The sequence below is a fragment of the Hymenobacter sp. GOD-10R genome (assembly GCF_035609205.1).
Taxonomy (GTDB): Bacteria; Bacteroidota; Bacteroidia; order Cytophagales; family Hymenobacteraceae; genus Hymenobacter.
This window is the reverse complement of sequence record NZ_CP141184.1, coordinates 4360156-4379006: the sequence shown is the minus strand read 5'-3', so window position 1 is coordinate 4379006 and position 18851 is coordinate 4360156. Positions and strand designations below refer to the sequence as shown.

Annotated in this window: 11 protein-coding genes and 1 tRNA gene; 9 read left to right on the top strand and 3 right to left on the bottom strand. The window is 60.2% G+C overall.

The genetic code is table 11. The annotated features are described in order from the left end of the window. The first annotated feature begins 19 nt into the window (after positions 1 to 19). The 9 genes from SD425_RS17455 (at position 20) to SD425_RS17415 (ending at position 16441) form a co-directional block, all read left to right on the top strand. Entirely contained in the window at positions 20 to 1609 is a 1590-nt protein-coding gene (locus SD425_RS17455) for a glycoside hydrolase 43 family protein (RefSeq protein ID WP_324671226.1), read from the top strand. 157 nt (positions 1610 to 1766) lie between these two features. Beyond that, positions 1767 to 3113, top strand: coding sequence for a family 43 glycosylhydrolase (locus tag SD425_RS17450; RefSeq protein WP_324671225.1), 1347 nt, complete (start codon positions 1767 to 1769; stop codon positions 3111 to 3113). Between the two features lie 165 nt (positions 3114 to 3278). After that, entirely contained in the window at positions 3279 to 4235 is a 957-nt protein-coding gene (locus SD425_RS17445; protein ID WP_324671224.1) for a glycoside hydrolase family 43 protein, read from the top strand. Between the two features lie 111 nt (positions 4236 to 4346). Next, positions 4347 to 6929, top strand: a complete 2583-nt coding sequence (locus tag SD425_RS17440; protein WP_324671223.1) for a glycoside hydrolase family 31 protein — start codon at positions 4347 to 4349, stop codon at positions 6927 to 6929. A 10-nt stretch (positions 6930 to 6939) separates the two neighbouring features. Beyond that, positions 6940 to 9021, top strand: a complete 2082-nt coding sequence (locus tag SD425_RS17435) for an alpha-glucuronidase (RefSeq protein ID WP_324671222.1) — start codon at positions 6940 to 6942, stop codon at positions 9019 to 9021. 54 nt (positions 9022 to 9075) lie between these two features. Continuing rightward, entirely contained in the window at positions 9076 to 10710 is a 1635-nt protein-coding gene (locus tag SD425_RS17430; protein ID WP_324671221.1) for a glycoside hydrolase family 43 protein, read from the top strand. An 88-nt stretch (positions 10711 to 10798) separates the two neighbouring features. Next, a complete protein-coding gene (locus SD425_RS17425) occupies positions 10799 to 12727 on the top strand; it encodes an alpha/beta hydrolase-fold protein (protein ID WP_324671220.1) in 1929 nt (642 codons plus the stop codon). A gap of 208 nt (positions 12728 to 12935) precedes the next feature. Beyond that, a complete protein-coding gene (locus SD425_RS17420; RefSeq protein ID WP_324671219.1) occupies positions 12936 to 15425 on the top strand; it encodes a glycoside hydrolase family 95 protein in 2490 nt (829 codons plus the stop codon). 47 nt (positions 15426 to 15472) lie between these two features. After that, a complete protein-coding gene (locus SD425_RS17415) occupies positions 15473 to 16441 on the top strand; it encodes a glycoside hydrolase family 43 protein (protein ID WP_324671218.1) in 969 nt (322 codons plus the stop codon). Between the two features lie 329 nt (positions 16442 to 16770). Here SD425_RS17415 and SD425_RS17410 read toward each other — a convergent pair. From SD425_RS17410 to SD425_RS17400, 3 genes are all read right to left on the bottom strand, one after another. Next, positions 16771 to 16858, bottom strand: a tRNA-Ser gene (locus SD425_RS17410). A 64-nt stretch (positions 16859 to 16922) separates the two neighbouring features. After that, complete coding sequence (locus SD425_RS17405; protein ID WP_324671217.1) at positions 16923 to 18002, bottom strand: type I asparaginase; 1080 nt, start codon at positions 18000 to 18002, stop codon at positions 16923 to 16925. A gap of 5 nt (positions 18003 to 18007) precedes the next feature. Beyond that, positions 18008 to 18775, bottom strand: coding sequence for a TatD family hydrolase (locus tag SD425_RS17400; protein WP_324671216.1), 768 nt, complete (start codon positions 18773 to 18775; stop codon positions 18008 to 18010). Positions 18776 to 18851: the final 76 nt, after the last annotated feature.

Here is an 18851-nt window from a genome sequence, read left to right as displayed (position 1 = left end):
CACTGGTCATTTTTTGTCCATGAATTACTTACTGAAGCAGAGCGCCTTACTTGCCGGAATTGCCTTTGCATCTGCCGTTACCTCGCCGCTACTGGCGCAGGTGAAGCAGGCGCAAAATCCCATCATCTACGCCGACGTGCCGGACCTGTCGATGATACGGGTAGGGGACACCTACTACATGAGCAGCACGACCATGCACATGAGTCCGGGCGTGCCCATCATGAAGTCCAAGGACCTGGTGAACTGGCACTTGGTTAGCTACGCCTCCGATACCCTAGGTAGCCAGGACGAGCTAACGCTTCGCAACGGTAAGAGCACCTACGGCCGCGGGTCGTGGGCGAGCAGCTTGCGGTTTCACCAGGGTACGTACTACGTTTCGACCTTCGCCCAAACGACGGGCAAGACCTATATCTATTCGACCAAGAACATCGAGAAAGGGCCTTGGAAAGCTGTGTCGTTCAAGCCGAGCTACCACGACCATTCCTTGTTCTTCGACGACGATGGCCGCGTGTACATGGTGTACGGTTCTGGTAAGCTGCAACTGATTGAGTTGACGGCCGATGCCTCGGGTGTGAAGCCCGGTGCTAAGGAGCAGGTTCTAATTGAAAACGCGAGTGCTCCGTCTGGTACTAACAGCGGCCTACCCGCCGAAGGCTCGCAGCTGTTCAAAATCAAGGGCAAGTACTACCTCTTCAACATCACGTGGCCGAAGGGCGGCATGCGCACCGTGGTGGTGCACCGAGCCGACAAACTCACGGGTCCCTACGAAGGCCGAGTGGCGCTGCAAGACCTAGGGGTGGCGCAGGGCGGCCTCATCGACACGCCCGATGGGCGGTGGTTTTCCTACCTGTTCCGCGACTACGGGGCCGTGGGCCGCATTCCCTACCTAGTGCCGGTAACCTGGGCCAATGGCTGGCCGGTGCTGGGCACGGATGGCAAAGTACCCCAAACATTGGCTCTACCCGCCAGCAAGGGCTTGATTCCGGGCATCGTAGCGTCGGATGAGTTTGCCCGGCGCAAGGGCGAGCCTGCCCTGCCGCTGGTGTGGCAATGGAACCATAACCCTGAAAAATCCCTCTGGTCGCTCACCGACCGCCCCGGCTACCTGCGCCTCAAAACTAGCCGCGTAGACACTTCTTTTCTGCTGGCGCGCAACACCCTCACCCAGCGCACCATCGGCCCCACTAGCGCCGGCACCACAGCCCTCGACGTGTCACACCTGAAAGACGGTGATTTTGCCGGCCTAGCCCTTTTGCAAAAGCGCTACGGCCTGGTAGGGGTAGATTACCGCAACGGCGCCAAATCCATCGTCATGATTAGCGCTCAATCGGAGAGGCCTGTGGAACTGCAACGCCTGCCGCTGACGCAGAACACGGTGTACTTCAAGGCGGAATGTGACTTCACGGAGCGCAAAGACGTGGCGACTTTCTTCTACAGTCTCGATGGCAAAACGTGGAAAGCTATTGGTGGGCCACTTAAGATGACTTACACGCTGCCCCACTTTATGGGTTACCGGTTCGGGCTGTTTAACTACGCCACCAAGAACCCCGGCGGCTATGCCGATTTTGATTATTTCCGCATTGCGGACAAGACCACTGGAGCCCAATAAGAGCATGCTTGAAAACTCCTAAACAGTCATGCTGAGCTTGTCGAAGCATCTCTACCGCTTCGTCAGAGTTGTTTCGACGAAGCGGTAGAGATGCTTCGACAAGCTCAGCATGACGCAACTCTTTTGATTTCCAATCCTACTCGAACTCCTACCCTCGATGCCAAAACACAAACTTTCCTATATCCTGATTGGGCTAGCCTGCCTAATGGGCGGCGCTGCTCAGGCGCAGAACCCGTTTATTACCAATCAATTCACGGCCGACCCTACGGCGCGGGCGTTTAATGGCCGGGTGTACGTGTACCCCTCGCACGATATTCGGGCCACGCCTGGGCATGGGCGTGCCGGCTGGTTTGTGATGGAGGACTACCACGTGTTTTCCTCGGCCAACCTTACGGAGTGGACCGACCACGGCGTGATTCTGACCCAGAACAAAGTGCCTTGGGTGAAGCCTGACAGCTACAGCATGTGGGCGCCCGACTGCATGTTCCGCAACGGCAAGTACTACTTCTACTTCCCGACTACCCCTAAGGACACAACTATCAGCAAGGGCTTTACGGTAGGGGTGGCCGTGTCGGATAAGCCCACCGGTCCCTTTGTGCCGCAGCCACTGCCCATCAAAGGCGTGCGTGGAATCGACCCCAACGTGTTTATCGACAAAGACGGTCAGGCGTACCTGTACTGGTCGCAGGGCAACATCTATGGGGCTAAGCTCAAGGAGAACATGCTGGAGCTAGCCTCCGAGCCCAAGACGCTGGGCGAGCTGCCCACGAAAGGGTTGAAGGAAGGCCCTTATCTGTTTGAGCGCAAGGGAATTTATTATCTGACATACCCGCACGTTGAGAACAAGACCGAACGCCTCGAATACGCCACCAGCACCAGCCCCCTAGGTCCATTTACCGTGAAGGGCGTGATTATGGACGAGTCGCCGACGGGCTGCTGGACCAATCACCATTCGCTGCTGGATTTCAAGAACCAGTGGTACCTGTTTTACCACCACAACGACCTGTCGCCCAACTTCGACAAAAACCGGTCTGTCCGCATAGACAGCCTGTTTTTTGAGCCCGATGGCGCCATCCGCAAAGTGGTGCCGACCCTGCGCGGCGTGGGCCTGACCGACGCCAAGCAGAAAATCCAGCTCGACCGCTACAGCCGCCTGAGCAGCAACGGCGCGAACATCGCCTTCCTAGATACCGCCAACAAGTTTCAGGGCTGGAAAACCGTGTTTGCCAACAACCAGGGTTGGGTGCAATACAATGGGGTAGCCTTCGGCAAGCAGCCGCTCAAGACAGTGACGTTGCGCACGATGGCGGCTGCCGGCGCCACAGTGCAGTTGCGGGCCGATGGGGCCACCGGCCCGGTGCTCGCCCAAGTCACCGTGCCCAAGGGCGGCAAGTGGCAGGAGGTGAAAGCTCCCTTGTCGGCCTTCAAGCCAGGCACGCACACGCTGGTCGTTTCGTCCAAAACGAACACGCCCGTGGAGATTGACTGGGTCAAGTTCGAGTAAGTGAGTTGAGCCTAGGTGCTTTTACTTATGATGAGAGGCACCTAGGCTCAGCAGCCCCAGTAGCGCCGTCACCATCTATCAAATCAGCCAACTCTATGGGATGGGAGTGGGCTAGCTCCGCAGCCTTTTCCTACCCATCCCATCCTAGCTAACCCACCTAGCCCTATGAAAAATACTCTGCTTGCCGCCCTGCTAGCTCTTGGGGCGTACCTGCCTGCGCAGGCCCAAAACCCCATCATTAAGGACGTGTTCACGGCCGACCCAGCGCCGCTGGTGTACCGCGACACGCTGTTTCTGTACACCGGCCACGACACGGCTTCGGTGAAGGAAACCAACTACAAGATGCCCGACTGGCGCATCTATTCCACCACCGACATGGTGCACTGGAAGGACTACGGCGTGCGCCTCTCGCCCCGCACCTTCGCCTGGGCTACTGGCGATGCCTACGCCGCGCAGTGCGTGTACCGCAACGGTAAGTTCTACTGGTTTGTGGCCACGTTTCACAAGAAAGACGAGAATAGCCAGGGTGGCTCGGCCATCGGCGTGGCGGTGTCAGACCGGCCCACTGGTCCGTTTAAAGATGCCATTGGCAAGGCCCTTATCGTCAACGAAATGACCAAGGACCTGCCGCATTCTTGGGACGACATCGACCCCACCGTGTTCATCGACGATGACAAGCAGGCCTATATGTACTGGGGCAACGGCAGCTGCAAATGGGTCAAGCTCAAGGACAACATGACCGAGCTGGCTAGCCCCATCACCACCTTCAAGCCCAAAAACTACATCGAGGGCCCCTGGCTCTACAAGCGCAAAAAGCTCTACTACTTGGTGTACGCCAGCGCCGGCACCAAGCCCGAGATGATAGAGTACTGCACCGCCCCAAGCGCCGCCGGCCCCTGGACGTACCGCGGCATCATTCAGGAGAACGTGCCCAACAGCTTCACCACGCACCCCGGCATCATCGACTACAAGGGCAAGAGCTACTTCTTCTACCACAACGGCTCGCTGCCGACGGGTGGCAGCTACCGCCGCTCCATCTGCGTGGATGAGATGCATTACAACGCCGACGGCACCATCCAGCCCATTGTGCAAACCACGAAGGGGGTAGGGCTGGTCAAGTAATCTTCTGGCCCACCAAAGCGGACCTAGGTCACTCATTCTTTCTCAACAGCCAACATGCTCCACCGCTGCTTCGCCTTATTCCGAATAAAGCCCGCTTGCTTGCTAGTGCTTGTGAGTTGGCCAGTTGTGGGGTTTGGCCAAAGCTTTCGGAGCTACAAGCCGAGCGCTGACCGCGTCACGATTGCCTTGGCCAAAGGGCAGCTGGTGTTGCGGCCGCTGGCCGAAAACGCCATTCGGGTGCAGTACACGCAAGAGGCGCTAGCTGCGCCACCCGAATTAGTGTTGACGAGCCAGCGGCCGACACCCGCTTTCAAAACTACGGAAACAGGCACGGCGGTGGAGCTAGCTACCAAGCAGGTGCGGGTGCGCGTGGACAAGGCCACCGGCTCAGTTTCTTACCTGAACAGCGCCGGCCAGGTGTTTCTGCGCGAGCAGCCTACTACCCGCCTGCTACCAGCCGAGCCCGTACTGGGCGAAGCCAATGTGGTGGCGCAACAGCAGTTCCAAACCGGCCCCGACGAGTTGCTGCTGGGCCTAGGGCAGTTTCAGGATGGGCACTTCAACCTGCGCGGCGTGACCCGGCAGCTCACGCAGGTGAACACCCAGATTGCGCTGCCTTTTCTGTATTCTAGTAAGGGCTACGGCCTGCTGTGGCACCAGTACGGGCTCACCGATTTCAACCCGGCTGATGCGCCCATCGCCCTCGAAAAGCAGCCCGAAACGGCCGCCACCGGCACGACTGTAGATGCCACCACCGCCAATGGCACCCAGAAAGTAGCGCAGGACCAGGCCACCTACACCGGCACGTTTACGCTGCCCGCGGCCGGTACCTATTCGGTGATGCTCGACCTAGGCGCGATGGGCAACCGGCATTACGTGACCATCGACGGGGTAGCGTGCCTCGACCAACGTAATTTTTGGCTGCCGCCCACGGCCAGCGCCCAAGTGGTGCTGAAGGCGGGGGCGCACACCGTGCAGGTCATTTGCAAGGCCAACAACACCCCCCGCGTGACCTACAAGCGGGTAGATGGGCTTACCACGTTTCGCTCGCCCAATGCCAAGCTGCTCGATTACGTGGTGTTTTATGGGCCGCAGGCCGACGAGGTTATCCGCACCTACCGCAACTTGTCGGGCCAGGTGCCGCTGCTGCCGCAGTGGGCCTACGGTTTTTGGCAGTGCCGCGAGCGATACACCTCCAGCGCGCACCTAGAGGAAACGGTGCAAGAGTTTCGGCGGCGCAATATCCCGATGGATGTGATTGTGCAGGACTGGCAGTACTGGGGCAAGTATGGGTGGGGCGTCATGCAATTCGACGAAACCCATTACCCCGACCCGGCCGCCCTGATGCAGAACCTGCACGCCCAGCACGCCCGCTTCAATATTTCGGTGTGGGAGAACCTGAACAAGGAATCGGACATTGGCAAAAGCCACGTCGCCAATAACTTTTACATCCCAAATAGCCCCTGGCTCGACCTCACGAACCCCGCCGCTCGCAAGGCGCACTGGGCGGCCATCAACCAGCACCTGTTCCGCTACGGGGTCGATTCGTGGTGGCTGGATGCCACGGAGCCCGAAAACGACGCCCTGCACGGCAAGCAGCTTGCCCTGGGGCCGGGTGATTTTTACCGCCTCACGTACCCGCTCTTCGTGAACCAAGCCGTGTACGAGGGGCAGCGCGCCGCCACCCAGGATAAGCGCGTGTGCATCCTCACGCGCTCGGCTTTTCTGGGGCAGCAGCGCTACGGCACCATCAGCTGGTCGGGCGATATTGGGGGCACCTGGGACACGTTTCGCCGCCAGATTCCGGCGGGGCTGGGCTTCAGTATCACTGGCCTGCCGTACTGGACTACCGACATCGGCGGGTTTTTCCGGCCGGGCGCCGGGCAGTACACCGACCCGCAGTACAACGAGCTCCTGATGCGTTGGTACCAGTGGGGCGCCTTCACGCCCATTTTCCGGGTGCACGGCTACCAAACTGAAACCGAGCCCTGGAAAAACGGCCCCGTGGTGGAGGCCAACATCCGGCAGCTGCTGGACGTGCGCTACCGCCTGCTGCCCTACCTCTACTCGGCGGCCTGGCAGGTGCACGCGCAGGGCTCAACGCTGATGCGGCCCTTGGTCATGGATTTTCGGACCGATACCACCGCCCGCAAGCAGGCCGGGGAGTACCTGTTTGGGCCATCGTTTTTGGTGGCGCCCGTTACGGCGCCGGGCCGCACCGAGTGGCCCGTGTACCTGCCCCAAGGAGGAGCGTGGTACAACTTCTGGACCGGCCAGCGCCACGCTGGCGGGCAAACCATCACGGCCCCGGCGCCTATGGCTACGACCCCAGTTTTTGTGAAGGCCGGCGCCATTGTGCCCCTAGGCAAGCGCCTGCAATACACCGGGCAGAAAACGGCTGACACGCTAGAAATCAGGGTGTACGCCGGCGCCGATGGCCGGTTTACGCTCTACGAAGACGAGGGCGACAGCTACCGCTATGAACAGGGCCAGCATACAACTATTCCCTTTGCGTGGGATGAAAAACGCCGCACCCTGACCATCGGCGCGCAGCAGGGCGCCTACCCCGGCGCGCTGAAGCGGCGCGTCTTCAACATCGTGTGGGTGAGCGAAGCCACCGGGCTAGGGGAGGCCTTTGGTAAACCCCACAAGCAAGTGGCCTACCTAGGTAAGCCGCTCACCATTAAGCAATAAGTTCTGTATCATGAAAAAGCTTCTTTTTAGTCTTTGGCTACTAGGCACTACCCTAGGGCTGCGCGCCGAAGACGGCCACCAACTGTGGCTGCGTCCGCACCAGGCGGCGCCGGTCACGGTAGTGGTGGCGGCCAAAAACTCGGCCCTGCTCGCCATGGCCAAGCAAGAGCTGGAGCGCGGCTGGCAGGGCACGGCCGGGGCTACCGTGACGCTCACGCTGAAGAAAGACAACGCTATCAAGCACGACGGCTTTCGCCTGGGCCCGACCAGCGTGCGCGCCACGACCGAAGCGGGCCTACTCTACGGCGCTTTTGAGTTGCTGCGCCGCCAGCAAACCGGCCAGCCGGTGGCCGATAAGGTGTTCAATCCTTCCTACGAGTACCGCCTGCTCAACCACTGGGACAACCCCGACGGCTCGGTGGAGCGCGGCTACGCCGGGCACTCCATTTTTTGGCGCAAAGACAGCTCGTTTGTGGTCACGGCCAAGGACAAAGCGCTGTGGCAGCAATACGCCCGCGCCAACGCGTCGGTGGGCCTCAACGGGGCCGTTATCAACAACGTGAATGCCTCGCCGCTCATCCTCTCGGCCGAGTACCTAGGCCGCACGAAAGCCATTGCCGACGTGCTGCGGCCGTATGGCGTGAAGACCTTTTTGGCGGTAAAGTTCTCGTCGCCGGTGCTGCTGGGCGGCCTCAAAACGGCCGACCCGCTGGACCCGGCTGTCAAGAAGTGGTGGCAGGCCAAAGCGAAGGAGATTTATCAGCAGATTCCGGATTTTGGCGGCTTTCTGGTGAAAGCCAGCAGCGAGGGTCAGCCCGGCCCGCAGGACTACGGCCGCACCCACGCCGACGGCGCCAACATGCTGGCCGACGCGGTAAAACCCTACGGCGGCCTCGTGATGTGGCGGGCCTTCGTGTATAGCCCCAATGATAAAGACCGCGCCAAACAAGCCTACAACGAGTTTGTGCCGCTGGATGGCAAATTCCGCGACAACGTCATCGTGCAGGTGAAAAACGGGCCGGTTGATTTTCAGCCCCGCGAGCCGTTCAGCCCGCTCTTTGGGGCGCTGAAAAAGACCTCCGTGATGCCCGAGTTTCAGGTTACGCAGGAATACCTAGGGCACAACATCGACCTGGTATTTCTCTCGACCATGTGGGAGGAATGCCTGCGCAGCGACACCTACCAGGCCGGCCCCGGCAGCACCGTGGCCCGCTGCACCGACGGCAGCGTGTACCCGCAAAAGCACACGGCCATGGCCGGCGTCGCCAACGTGGGACTAGACACCAACTGGACCGGCCAGGACTTCGGCCAGGCCAACTGGTACGCTTTCGGCCGCCTCGCCTGGAACGACCAGATGCCCAGCGCGCAGATTGCCGACGAGTGGCTCAAGCAAACCTTCGCCGGGGCCGCCGACCAGCGCGCCACCACGGCGGCTGCTTCGGACTGGAACGCCAACTTTCTGGCCCCCGTCACGCAGTTGATGCTGGCCAGCCGCGAGGCTGCCGTGAACTACTCCATGCCCCTGGGGTTGCACCACATCATGTCGGCCACGCACGAGCACTACGGCCCCGGCCCCTGGTGGGCCCCACCCAAAATGCGCGCCGACTGGACCCCGCCCTACTACCACCAGGCCGCCGCCAACGGCGTGGGCTTCGACCGCACCACGGGGGGTAGCAACGCCGTGAGCCAGTACCACGAGCCGCTGGCCGCCCAGTTCAACAACCCCGCCACCTGCCCCGACGAGTACCTGCTCTGGTTTCACCACTTGCCCTGGGATTTCAAGATGAAAAGCGGCCGCACGCTCTGGGACGAGCTAGCCCTGCACTACGACCACGGCGTGCAGCAGGTGCGCCAGTTTCAGCAGGTGTGGGACAAAGCCCAGCCCTACGTGGATGCCCAGCGCTTCGCGGCGGTGCAAAACAACCTACGCGCCCAAAGCGGCAACGCCGTGCTATGGAAAGACGCGTGCTTGCTCTACTTCCAGCAGTTTAGCCATATGCCCATTCCGGCCACCGTCGAGCCGCCGATGCACACCCTGGACGCCATGATTGCCAACGATATGGTGCGGCCTAGGCCGCAGCCACGGCCCTAATGCTTCCGCTTGTTGCCCAGCGGCGAGCGAGCCGTAACCCTACCCCCTTACCTGATGCCTGTGCCTAAGCAATTTCTGTATGCTGCCCTATTCGTTGCGCTAGGGCAAGCCGCTCTCGCCCCGTGTAGCTACGGCCAGGCGGCCGCCAAGCCGGGCGAAAATCCGATTATCCGCGACGTATTCACCGCCGACCCAGCGCCGCTGGTGTACAAGAATAAGGTGTACTTGTACGTGGGCCACGATGAGGCCAAGGAAGGTCAGATGTTCAACATGAACGACTGGCGCTGCTACTCGACCACCGACATGAAGCACTGGACCGCGCACGGCCCGGTGATGAACGTGCGCGACTTTAAGTGGGCGACGAAAGATGCTTGGGCCTCGCAGGTGGTGGCCCGCAATGGCAAGTTTTACTTCTACGCGGCGGTGCAGGAGGGCGCCCCGGCCAACGCCAAAGCCATCGGCGTGGCCGTGTCGGATAGCCCCACGGGCCCCTTCGTGGATGCCCGCGGCTCGGCGCTCGTCTCCGACAAAACCACGCCCGGCCCCAACGGCTGGGACGACATCGACCCCACCGTGTTTGTGGATGACGACGGCACGGCCTGGCTGGCTTGGGGCAACCCCAACTGCTACCTCGCCAAGCTCAAGCCCAACATGACGGAGCTCGATGGGCCCATCCAGCGCATCGAGGTACCCAACTACACCGAAGGCCCGTGGCTGCACAAGCGGGGCAACCTGTACTACCTCACGTACGCCGCCTTTGCGCACCAAGGCATGTCGGAGAAAATGTGCTACGCCACGGCCCCCAAGGTCACCGGCCCGTGGACTTACCGGGGCATCCTGACCGACCAGGCCAAGAACAGCTACACCATTCACCCAGGCATTGTCGAGTTCAAAAAGCAGTGGTACTTCTTCTACCACAACGCGACGCTTACCCTGCCCACCGGCGAAAGTGGTGCCCTAGGCCGCCGCAGCGTGTGCGTAGAATATCTGTATTACAACCCCGACGGCACCATACAGCCCATCGCCCAAACGGTGGCCAGCGTGAGCGTACCGCCTAAACCTAGCACCAGCCGCACCGCGCCGCACGCCAGCGCCCCGGCCACTTCGGCCCCCGGCGTCAGCGTCGTTCAAAACCTGCTGCCGCGCCCCGCGCAGTGGCCCGGCGCGCCCCTGCTGAGCACCATGCCCGACCCGGCCAACACAGCTCTCGACAACATTAGCTTCAATCACGACAAGGGTGGCACCAACTTGGGGCAGACCTTCCGGGTGCAGGCCGACGGCAAGCTCACGCGCATCGACCTGTTTGGGGGCGATGGGCTAGGCACCGATACCAAGCAGTCCGTCACCCTGGCGCTCTATGACTTAGGCACGCAGGAGAACCCGGCCTACGCCCCTGGCACCAACCTGCTAGGGGGTGGCCAGGGCCTCGCTATTGCTTACACGCCGCAGCCCGCGGGGCTGTTGCAGTTTGACTTCGCGGGCGCCAACCAAGTGCCCTTGCTGGCCGGCCATTCCTACGCCTTTGAGCTGCAAGGCCTGGAAAAGTCGGCGCCGCTTTTCTGGCGCGCGAGCCGCCAGGAGGCGTACGCGGCCGGCGGCGCCTACTTCAACCGGCAGCCGCTGCGCCTAAACGATAAGCCGGGCTACGACTTTGCGCTGGCCGTGTACACCACGGCCGCCCCAAAATAATAGGCGCCATCGCACCGCTGATTACCTAGGAGGCTTTACCAATTTTCTTCACCCAGCTGCCCGTAGGGCGGCGCACTTCTTACACGCTATGAGATTGTTATTTCCTGTATTGGTGAGCGTTGCCCTGCTAAGCGCGGGTAGTGCTTTTACCCAAAAAACCCTCATGGAAGCGCCCAAGGGTTTCGACCAGCCCGTGGCGGGCATTGCCACCGGCAAGCTGGATAGCATCAGCTACCCCTCCAAAACCGTGGGCACGGTGCGCAAGGCGCTGGTGTATACGCCGCCAGGCTACTCCAAAAAGAAGAAGTACCCGGTGTTGTATTTGCTGCATGGCATCGGCGGCGACGAAAAGGAATGGCTCAAGGGCGGGCACCCGCAGGTGATTCTGGATAATCTGTACGCGGCCGGCAAGCTCAAGCCCATGCTTGTGGTGATGCCCAACGGCCGGGCCATGAAAGACGACCGGCCCATCGGCAATATCTACGGGCCCGATAAGGTGGCCGCGTTTGCCAACTTCGAGAAAGACCTGCTGACCGACCTCATTCCCTACGTCGAGAAGCACTACCCGGCCCTCACCACCCGCGAGAACCGGGCCATTGCCGGCCTGTCGATGGGCGGCGGCCAGTCGTTGGATTTCGGATTGGGCAACCTCGATAAATTTGCCTGGGTAGGGGGCTTCTCGTCGGCCCCGAATACCAAGATGCCCGAGCAGCTGGTGCCCGACCCCGCCAAAGCCAAAAAGCTGCTGAAGCTGCTCTGGATTTCGTGCGGTGACGCCGACGGCCTGCTGCCCATCAGCCAGCGCACGCACGACTACCTCTACGAGCACAACGTGCCGCACGTGTACTACCTCGAAGCCGGTGGGCACGACTTCAAGGTCTGGAAAAACGGGCTGTACATGTTCTCGCAGTTCTTGTTCAAGCCCGTCGATGTGGCGTCCCTACCCACCTACACCGTGCTAGGCGCCCAGGCCACCACCAACGTGCGCAATGCCAAGTACCCCCAGATTCTGCCCGACAACCGCGCCGTATTCCGCCTGAAAGCTCCCGGCGTGCAAAAGGCTCAGCTGGATTTGGTGAAGAAATACGACATGGTGAAAGACAGCAGCGGCACCTGGACCGTGACCACCGATACCCTGAGCCGCGGCCTGCACTACTACTCCTTGCTGCTCGACGGCCTCCCCATCGCCGACCCCGCCAGTGATACCTTCTATGGCATGGGGCGCATGGCCAGCGGCATCGAGATTCCGGGCCGTGGCACCAGCTTCTACGCCCAGCGCGACGTGCCCCACGGCGAAATACGCGAGCGGAAGTTCTTCTCCAAAGTCACCAATTCGTGGCGCCGGTTTTTCGTGTACACCCCGGCCGGCTACGACGCCAACACCTCTGCCAAGTACCCGGTGCTCTACCTGCTGCACGGCGGCGGCGAAGACGAAACTGGGTGGGCCAAGCAAGGCAAAACCGACATCATTCTGGACAACCTGATTGCCGACAAAAAGGCCAAGCCCATGCTCATCGTGATGATGGACGGCAACATGGGTGGCCCCGGCGGCCTAGGTGGCTTCGGCGAGCCGACCCTAAAGCGTTTCGAGGACGAGCTAAAGCAAACCGTGATGCCCGTGGTGGAAAGCAACTACCGCGTAGCCCCTGGCGCTCAGAACCGGGCGCTGGCGGGCTTGTCGCTTGGGGGCCTGCAAACACTCTATGCGGGCATGAAGAACACCGATATGTTCCAGTACCTAGGGGTGTTCAGCTCGGGCTTTTTGGCGAACAACGCGGCCTTGTCCGACCCGCAGTATGCCTTCATGAAAGCCAACGCCAGCACCATCAACACCAACCTTAAGCAGCTGTGGCTCTCGATGGGCGGGCCCGAAGACATTGCCTACGCCAACAACAAGGTGATGCGGGCCAAGATGGACGAGCTCGGCATCAAGTACGCCTACAGCGAGTACCCCGGCGGCCACACCTGGCCCGTCTGGCGCCACGATTTGTATCTGTTCGCGCAGAAGCTTTTTTAAGAAGCTATCTACAGGTTACTATTTAATTAATAAGTAATAAAGGCCGTTATGCTGAGCTTGTCGAAGCATCTCTACCGCAATGGTAACTCCTGCTATGAGGACGAAGCGGTAGAGATGCTTCGACAAGCTCAGCATGACGGCCTGGTAGGTCTCCAAATACATTCTAACGCTCACTTACCTCGGAAGTCAGCGCCCATTCCACCCACTTATGCGTAAACTTCACTGGTCAGCCAGAGCCTCATTGCTGCTGCTTTGCTGGGCAACCACCCTAGGGGCCGTGGCGGCTAAGCCGAAGCCTACCCACCTGCGGCTGTGGTACGATAAGCCAGCCGCCAACTGGAATGAGGCCTTACCGCTAGGCAACGGCCGCTTGGGGGCTATGGTGTTTGGCGCGCCTCAGCGCGAGCGGCTCCAGCTAAACGAGGAAACCATTTGGGCCGGCGGCCCCAACAACAACGTGAAGGCCGACGCGCTGCCCGTGGTGCGGCAGCTCCGCGAGCAGCTACTAGCCGGGCAGTTGGTAGAAGCGCAGGCCCTGGCCCAAGCCAAAATGCAGCCCGCCGGCAACAGCGGCATGCCCTACCAAATGGCGTCGAACGTGTACCTCGACTTTCCGGGCCACGACAATGCCACGCACTATCAACGCGACCTAGACATCAGTCGGGCCGTAGCCTCGGTTAGCTACGAGGTGGGCGGCGTGACGTACCGCCGCGAAGTATTCAGCTCCCTGCCCGACCAGGTGATTATCGTGCGCCTCACGGCCAGCAAGCCGGGCCAAATCAGCTGCCAACTGAGCGAGGAAAGCCTGATGCAGTACACCCGGCACGCCGAAAAAGACCAGCTGGTGCTAGATGGCCGTGGCAGTGAGCACGAAGGCCAAGAAGGTCAAATTCGCTTCCAAACGCGCGTGCAAGCCGTGGCCGAAGGCGGCACCGTGCAAACCACCGACGCCGGTATCCGCATTGCGGGCGCCAACAGCACCACGCTCTACATTTCCATCGGTACCAACTTCAACAACTACCACGACGTGAGCGGCGATGCAGCCGCGCGGGCCACGGCCTACCTCGCCACCGCCATGCGCAAGCCATACAAGCAAGTCCTAGCCGCCCACGTAGCAGCCTACCAGCGCTACTTCAACCGCGTGACGCTGAACCTAGGTGTCACGCCCGCCGCACAGCTCCCTACCCCTGAGCGCATCGCCGGCTTTGCGCAGGGCCACGACCCCGCGCTAGCGGCCTTATATTTTCAGTACGGGCGCTATTTGCTCATCAGCTCGTCGCAGCCGGGCGGGCAGCCGGCCAACCTGCAAGGCATCTGGAACGACCAGCTCAAAGGCCCCTGGGACAGCAAGTACACGGTGAACATCAACACCGAAATGAACTACTGGCCGGCCGAAGTCACCAACCTGACCGAGCTGCACGAACCGCTGTTCGGCATGATAAAAGACCTGAGCGTGACCGGCCAGCAGAGTGCCCGCCAGATGTACGGTGCCCGCGGCTGGGCCCTGCACCACAATACCGATATTTGGCGCATTACGGGGCAAGTCGACCCGCCGCAGTACGGCCTCTGGCCTATGGGCGGCGCCTGGCTAAGCCAGCATCTTTGGGACCATTACCAGTTCACCGGCGACCAGCAGTTTCTGCGAACCTACTACCCCGTGCTGAAGGGTGCGGCTACCTACTTCGTCGATGCCTTACAGGAAGAGCCTACCCACCATTGGCTGGTAGTAGCGCCGTCGGTGTCGCCCGAAAATACCTATCCGATTCAGGGCAAGCAGATTGCACTGGTGGCCGGCACCACCATGGACAACCAGCTGGTATTCGACCTGTTCTCAAAGACCATCCGGGCCGCCGAGCTGCTGCAGCTTGATAAACCATTTGCCGATAGCCTGCGCGCTATGCGCGAGCGGCTGCCTCCCATGCAGATTGGCCAGTACGGGCAGGTGCAGGAGTGGCTGCAAGACGTGGACAACCCCAAGGACCAGCACCGCCACATTTCGCACCTCTACGGGCTGTACCCGAGCGGGCAGATTTCGCCCTACCGCACGCCCGCGCTGTTTGAAGCCGCCCGCGTCACGCTCACCCAACGCGGCGACGTGTCCACCGGCTGGTCGATGGGCTGGAAGGTGAACTTCTGGGCCCGCATGCAGGACGGCAACCACGCCTACAAGCTGCTCACCGAGCAGCTGCGGCTGCGGTCCAGCCAGCCCGGCGGCGTGAGCGAGGGCGGCGGCACCTACCCCAATATGCTCGACGCGCACCCCCCGTTCCAAATTGACGGCAACTTTGGCTGCACCGCCGGCCTAGCCGAGCTATTCGTGCAGAGCTACGACGGCACCCTTGACCTGCTGCCCGCTCTGCCCGACGCCTGGCCCACGGGCGCAGTCACGGGCCTCGTGGCCCGCGGCGGCTACGTAGTGGACCTAGCCTGGGACAAGGGCAAGATTACCCGCGTGCGCATTACCTCGCGCCTCGGCGGCAACTGCCGCGTGCGGGTGCACAGCGCGGTAGCGGCTGCCAGCGGCTTGAAGCTACGGGAAGCGCAGGGCGACAATCCCAACCCATTTTACCAAACCCTACCCGTCAAGTCGCCGCTGGTATCCGACAAAACCACAACTAAGCAGCCCACGCTGGCGCCGTCGTTCGTGTATGATTTCCCCACCCAAGCTGGCCAAACCTATTACTTGAAAGCCCGCTAGCTCGGCGGCTCTTGCTTACCCCGCCTCCATAGCTCCAACCTAGCTCTATGAAAAACACCTTGCTCGTCGCCCTGCTGGCCCTCGGGGCCTACCTGCCTTCGCGGGCACAAAACCCGATTATTCGCGACGTATTCACGGCCGACCCGGCGCCGCTGGTGTACCGCGATACGCTGTTTCTCTACACCGGCCACGACACGGCTTCGGTACAGGAAACCAACTACAAGATGCCCGACTGGCGCATCTATTCCACCACCGATATGGTGCACTGGAAGGACTATGGCACCCGCCTCTCAGTCAACAGCTTCGCCTGGGCTACCGGCGATGCCTACGCCGCGCAGTGCGTGTACCGCAATGGCAAGTTTTACTGGTTTGTAGCTACGTTTCAACGCAACTCCGACCCCAATAACAAGGTCGGTAACCGCGGCGCAGCCATCGGGGTAGCCGTGTCGGACCGGCCTACGGGCCCATTCAAGGATGCCATTGGCAAGCCGCTCATTTCAAACGACATGACCTTGGACCAGAAACATGGCTGGGACGACATTGACCCCACCGTGTTTATCGACGACGACCAACAGATTTATCTCTATTGGGGCAATGGCAGCTGCCGCTGGGTCAAACTCAAAGACAACATGACCGAGTTGGCTAGCTCCATTACCGTCTTCAAGCCCAAAAACTACATCGAAGGGCCATGGGTGTACAAGCGCAAAAAGCTCTACTACCTGGTGTACGCTAGCGCCGGTACCAAGCCCGAAATGATAGAGTACTGTACGGCCCCCACCGCCACTGGGCCGTGGGCCTACCAGGGCATCATTCAGGGCAACGTGCCCAACAGTGGCACCACGCACCCCGGCATCGTCGATTACAAGGGCAAGAGCTACTTCTTCTACCACAATGGCTCGTTGCCCAACGGCGGCAATTTCCGCCGCTCCATCTGCGTGGACGAGATGCACTACAACGCCGACGGTACCATTAAACCCATCGTGCAGACGACCAAGGGGGTAGCGCCGGTGAAGTAGCTTATTGGCAGCAGGCACTAGCGCGGCAAGGAGAAGCAGCTTGGTGCACTCGTGCTTGCTGCCACTCAGACGAAGAACTACAGATAATTTTAGCTCGTTGCCAAAGAGCCTGTTCTCAAGAAAAATTGACCTAGATAATGAGAAGAACTCGTTGGAAACTGTGTGACACAGGCGGATAGGTAAGGAGCGAGGTGCCGTTTCTCGTTTGTGAAAAGTTAGGCCAATTAGCCACTAGAAAACGTATGACATTCGCGCCAAAACGTGTGTGCTCCGGCATGTACCCCAAACAAGGAAAAACCCTGTTTCTAACCTAGAAACAGGGTTTTATGCAGAGAGGATGGGATTCGAACCCACGATGACCTTTTGGGCCATACACACTTTCCAGGCGTGCTCCTTCGACCACTCGGACACCTCTCTGGGTCGGTAATCTGCGGGCAAAGTAACAGCCATTTTTCCGGAAACGCAAACCAGAACAGCTTTGCTATAGAAGCGTAATCTCGCCGCGTAGGTTTTGCACGAGCAACTTGGTCGTTTCGGCGTGACTTTTTTGCAGACCTAGCACAAACATAAGCTTTGTGATAGCAGCCTCCGTGGTAATATCATCGCCGCTGAGCACGCCAGCGGCTGGCAAAGAGGCGCTCGTTTCGTAGCGGCCTTGTTCTACCCGGCCTTCGTCGCATTGGCTGACGTTGAGGATGTGGACGCCGCGTTCGTGTGCTTCTTTCAGGGCGTTCAAAAACCACGGCTGCGTGGAGGCATTGCCCGAGCCAAACGTTTCGAGGACGCAGCCGCGCAGGCCTTCTACTGTTAGGCTACAGTTTACTACTCGTTCGGTGATGCCTGGAAATAGTTTTAGAATTGTAACGTTGTCGTTGAGCTGGGTGTGAATATGCAACGGCGCCTTGGGGAGCGGGCGGACAAGAACGTCGTTATACGTAAGGCGGATGCCCGCCTGGGCCAAGGGTGGCATATTGTCGCTGCGAAACGCCCCAAAATGCTGACTTTCTACCTTCTTGGTGCGGTTACCGCGCATCAGCATGGTGTTGAAAAACAATGACACTTCTGGCACGCGGGCGTTGCCATCGGGGTGGCGGGCAGCGGCGATTTCCAAGGCCGTGATGAAGTTGCGGCGGGCGTCGGTGCGCACTCGGCCAGCGGGGACCTGGGCTCCCGTGAAGACCACGGGCTTGGCTAGGTTTTCGAGCATGTAGCTCAAAGCCGAGGCCGAATAGGCCATGGTATCCGTGCCGTGCAGCACCACAAAGCCGTCGTAATAATTGTAGAATTCGCCAATGAGGCTAGCTAGGGTTATCCAGTCGGCCGGGGAGACATTGGAAGAATCAATGGGTTGAGGCATACTCAGCACCGACACCCGCATCCGCACGTCGCGCAGCTCGGGCATGAGCCGGGTTACTTCGCTGAAGCGCATGGGCGCCAGAAGCCCCTCGTGGTTGTAGGCCATACCCACGGTGCCACCCGTGTAGATAACGAGAATAGAAGCAACTGTTTGGTCGGTGAGGGAAGCAGCCGTTTGAATAATAACGATGCGAGGCAAAGGCAAATAGGCTAGAGGTTGAACAAGGCCTTGGCATTCTGAGTAGTAGCATCGGCCACAGCTTCTGCATCGGTGCCGAGCAACTCGGCCACACGTCGGTTGATGAGAGGCAGGTAGGCAGGCTCGTTGCGTTTGCCGCGGTAGGGTACGGGAGCTAGGTAGGGGCAGTCGGTTTCGAGCAGCAAGTGCTTCAGATCGAGGCCGGGCAATACTTTGTCGAGGCCGCCGTTTTTGAAGGTCGCCACGCCGCCAATACCTAGGTAAAAACCTAGCTTAATGACGCGCTCGGCTTCTTCTTTAGAGCCCGAAAAGCAGTGAAAGACGCCGCGCAAGCTGCCATCTTGGGCTGCTTCAATCAAGTCGGCCGACTCCTGGAACGCTTCGCGGGTGTGCAGCACGAGGGGTAGGTTGTGCTTTTTAGCTAGGTCAATTTGTACGCGCAAGGCTTCCTGCTGCTGCGGAAAGAAGGTTTTATCCCAAAACAGATCGATGCCGCACTCGCCTACAGCGGCAAACTTGCGTTTATTGAGCCAGTCTTCCACTAGGTACAACTCGCGTTCTACATGTTTGCCCACCGAGCACGGGTGCAGACCCATCATGGCGATGCATTGCTCTGGGTGCCTGGCTTCGGTTTCGAGCATCACATCAATGCTGGTGTGGTCGATATTAGGCATCACAATGGTGCTGACACCCGCTTCCAGGGCGCGCTCCAGCATGGCGTCGCGGTCGGCTTTAAACTGGTCGGAGTAAACGTGGGCGTGAGAATCGGTGAGGTGCATGGTAGGCGAAAGTAGGGGAAATGTTGAATGTTGAGGGGGCGAATGTTGAATTAGTAGGGGAGAAGGGTTAAAAAGA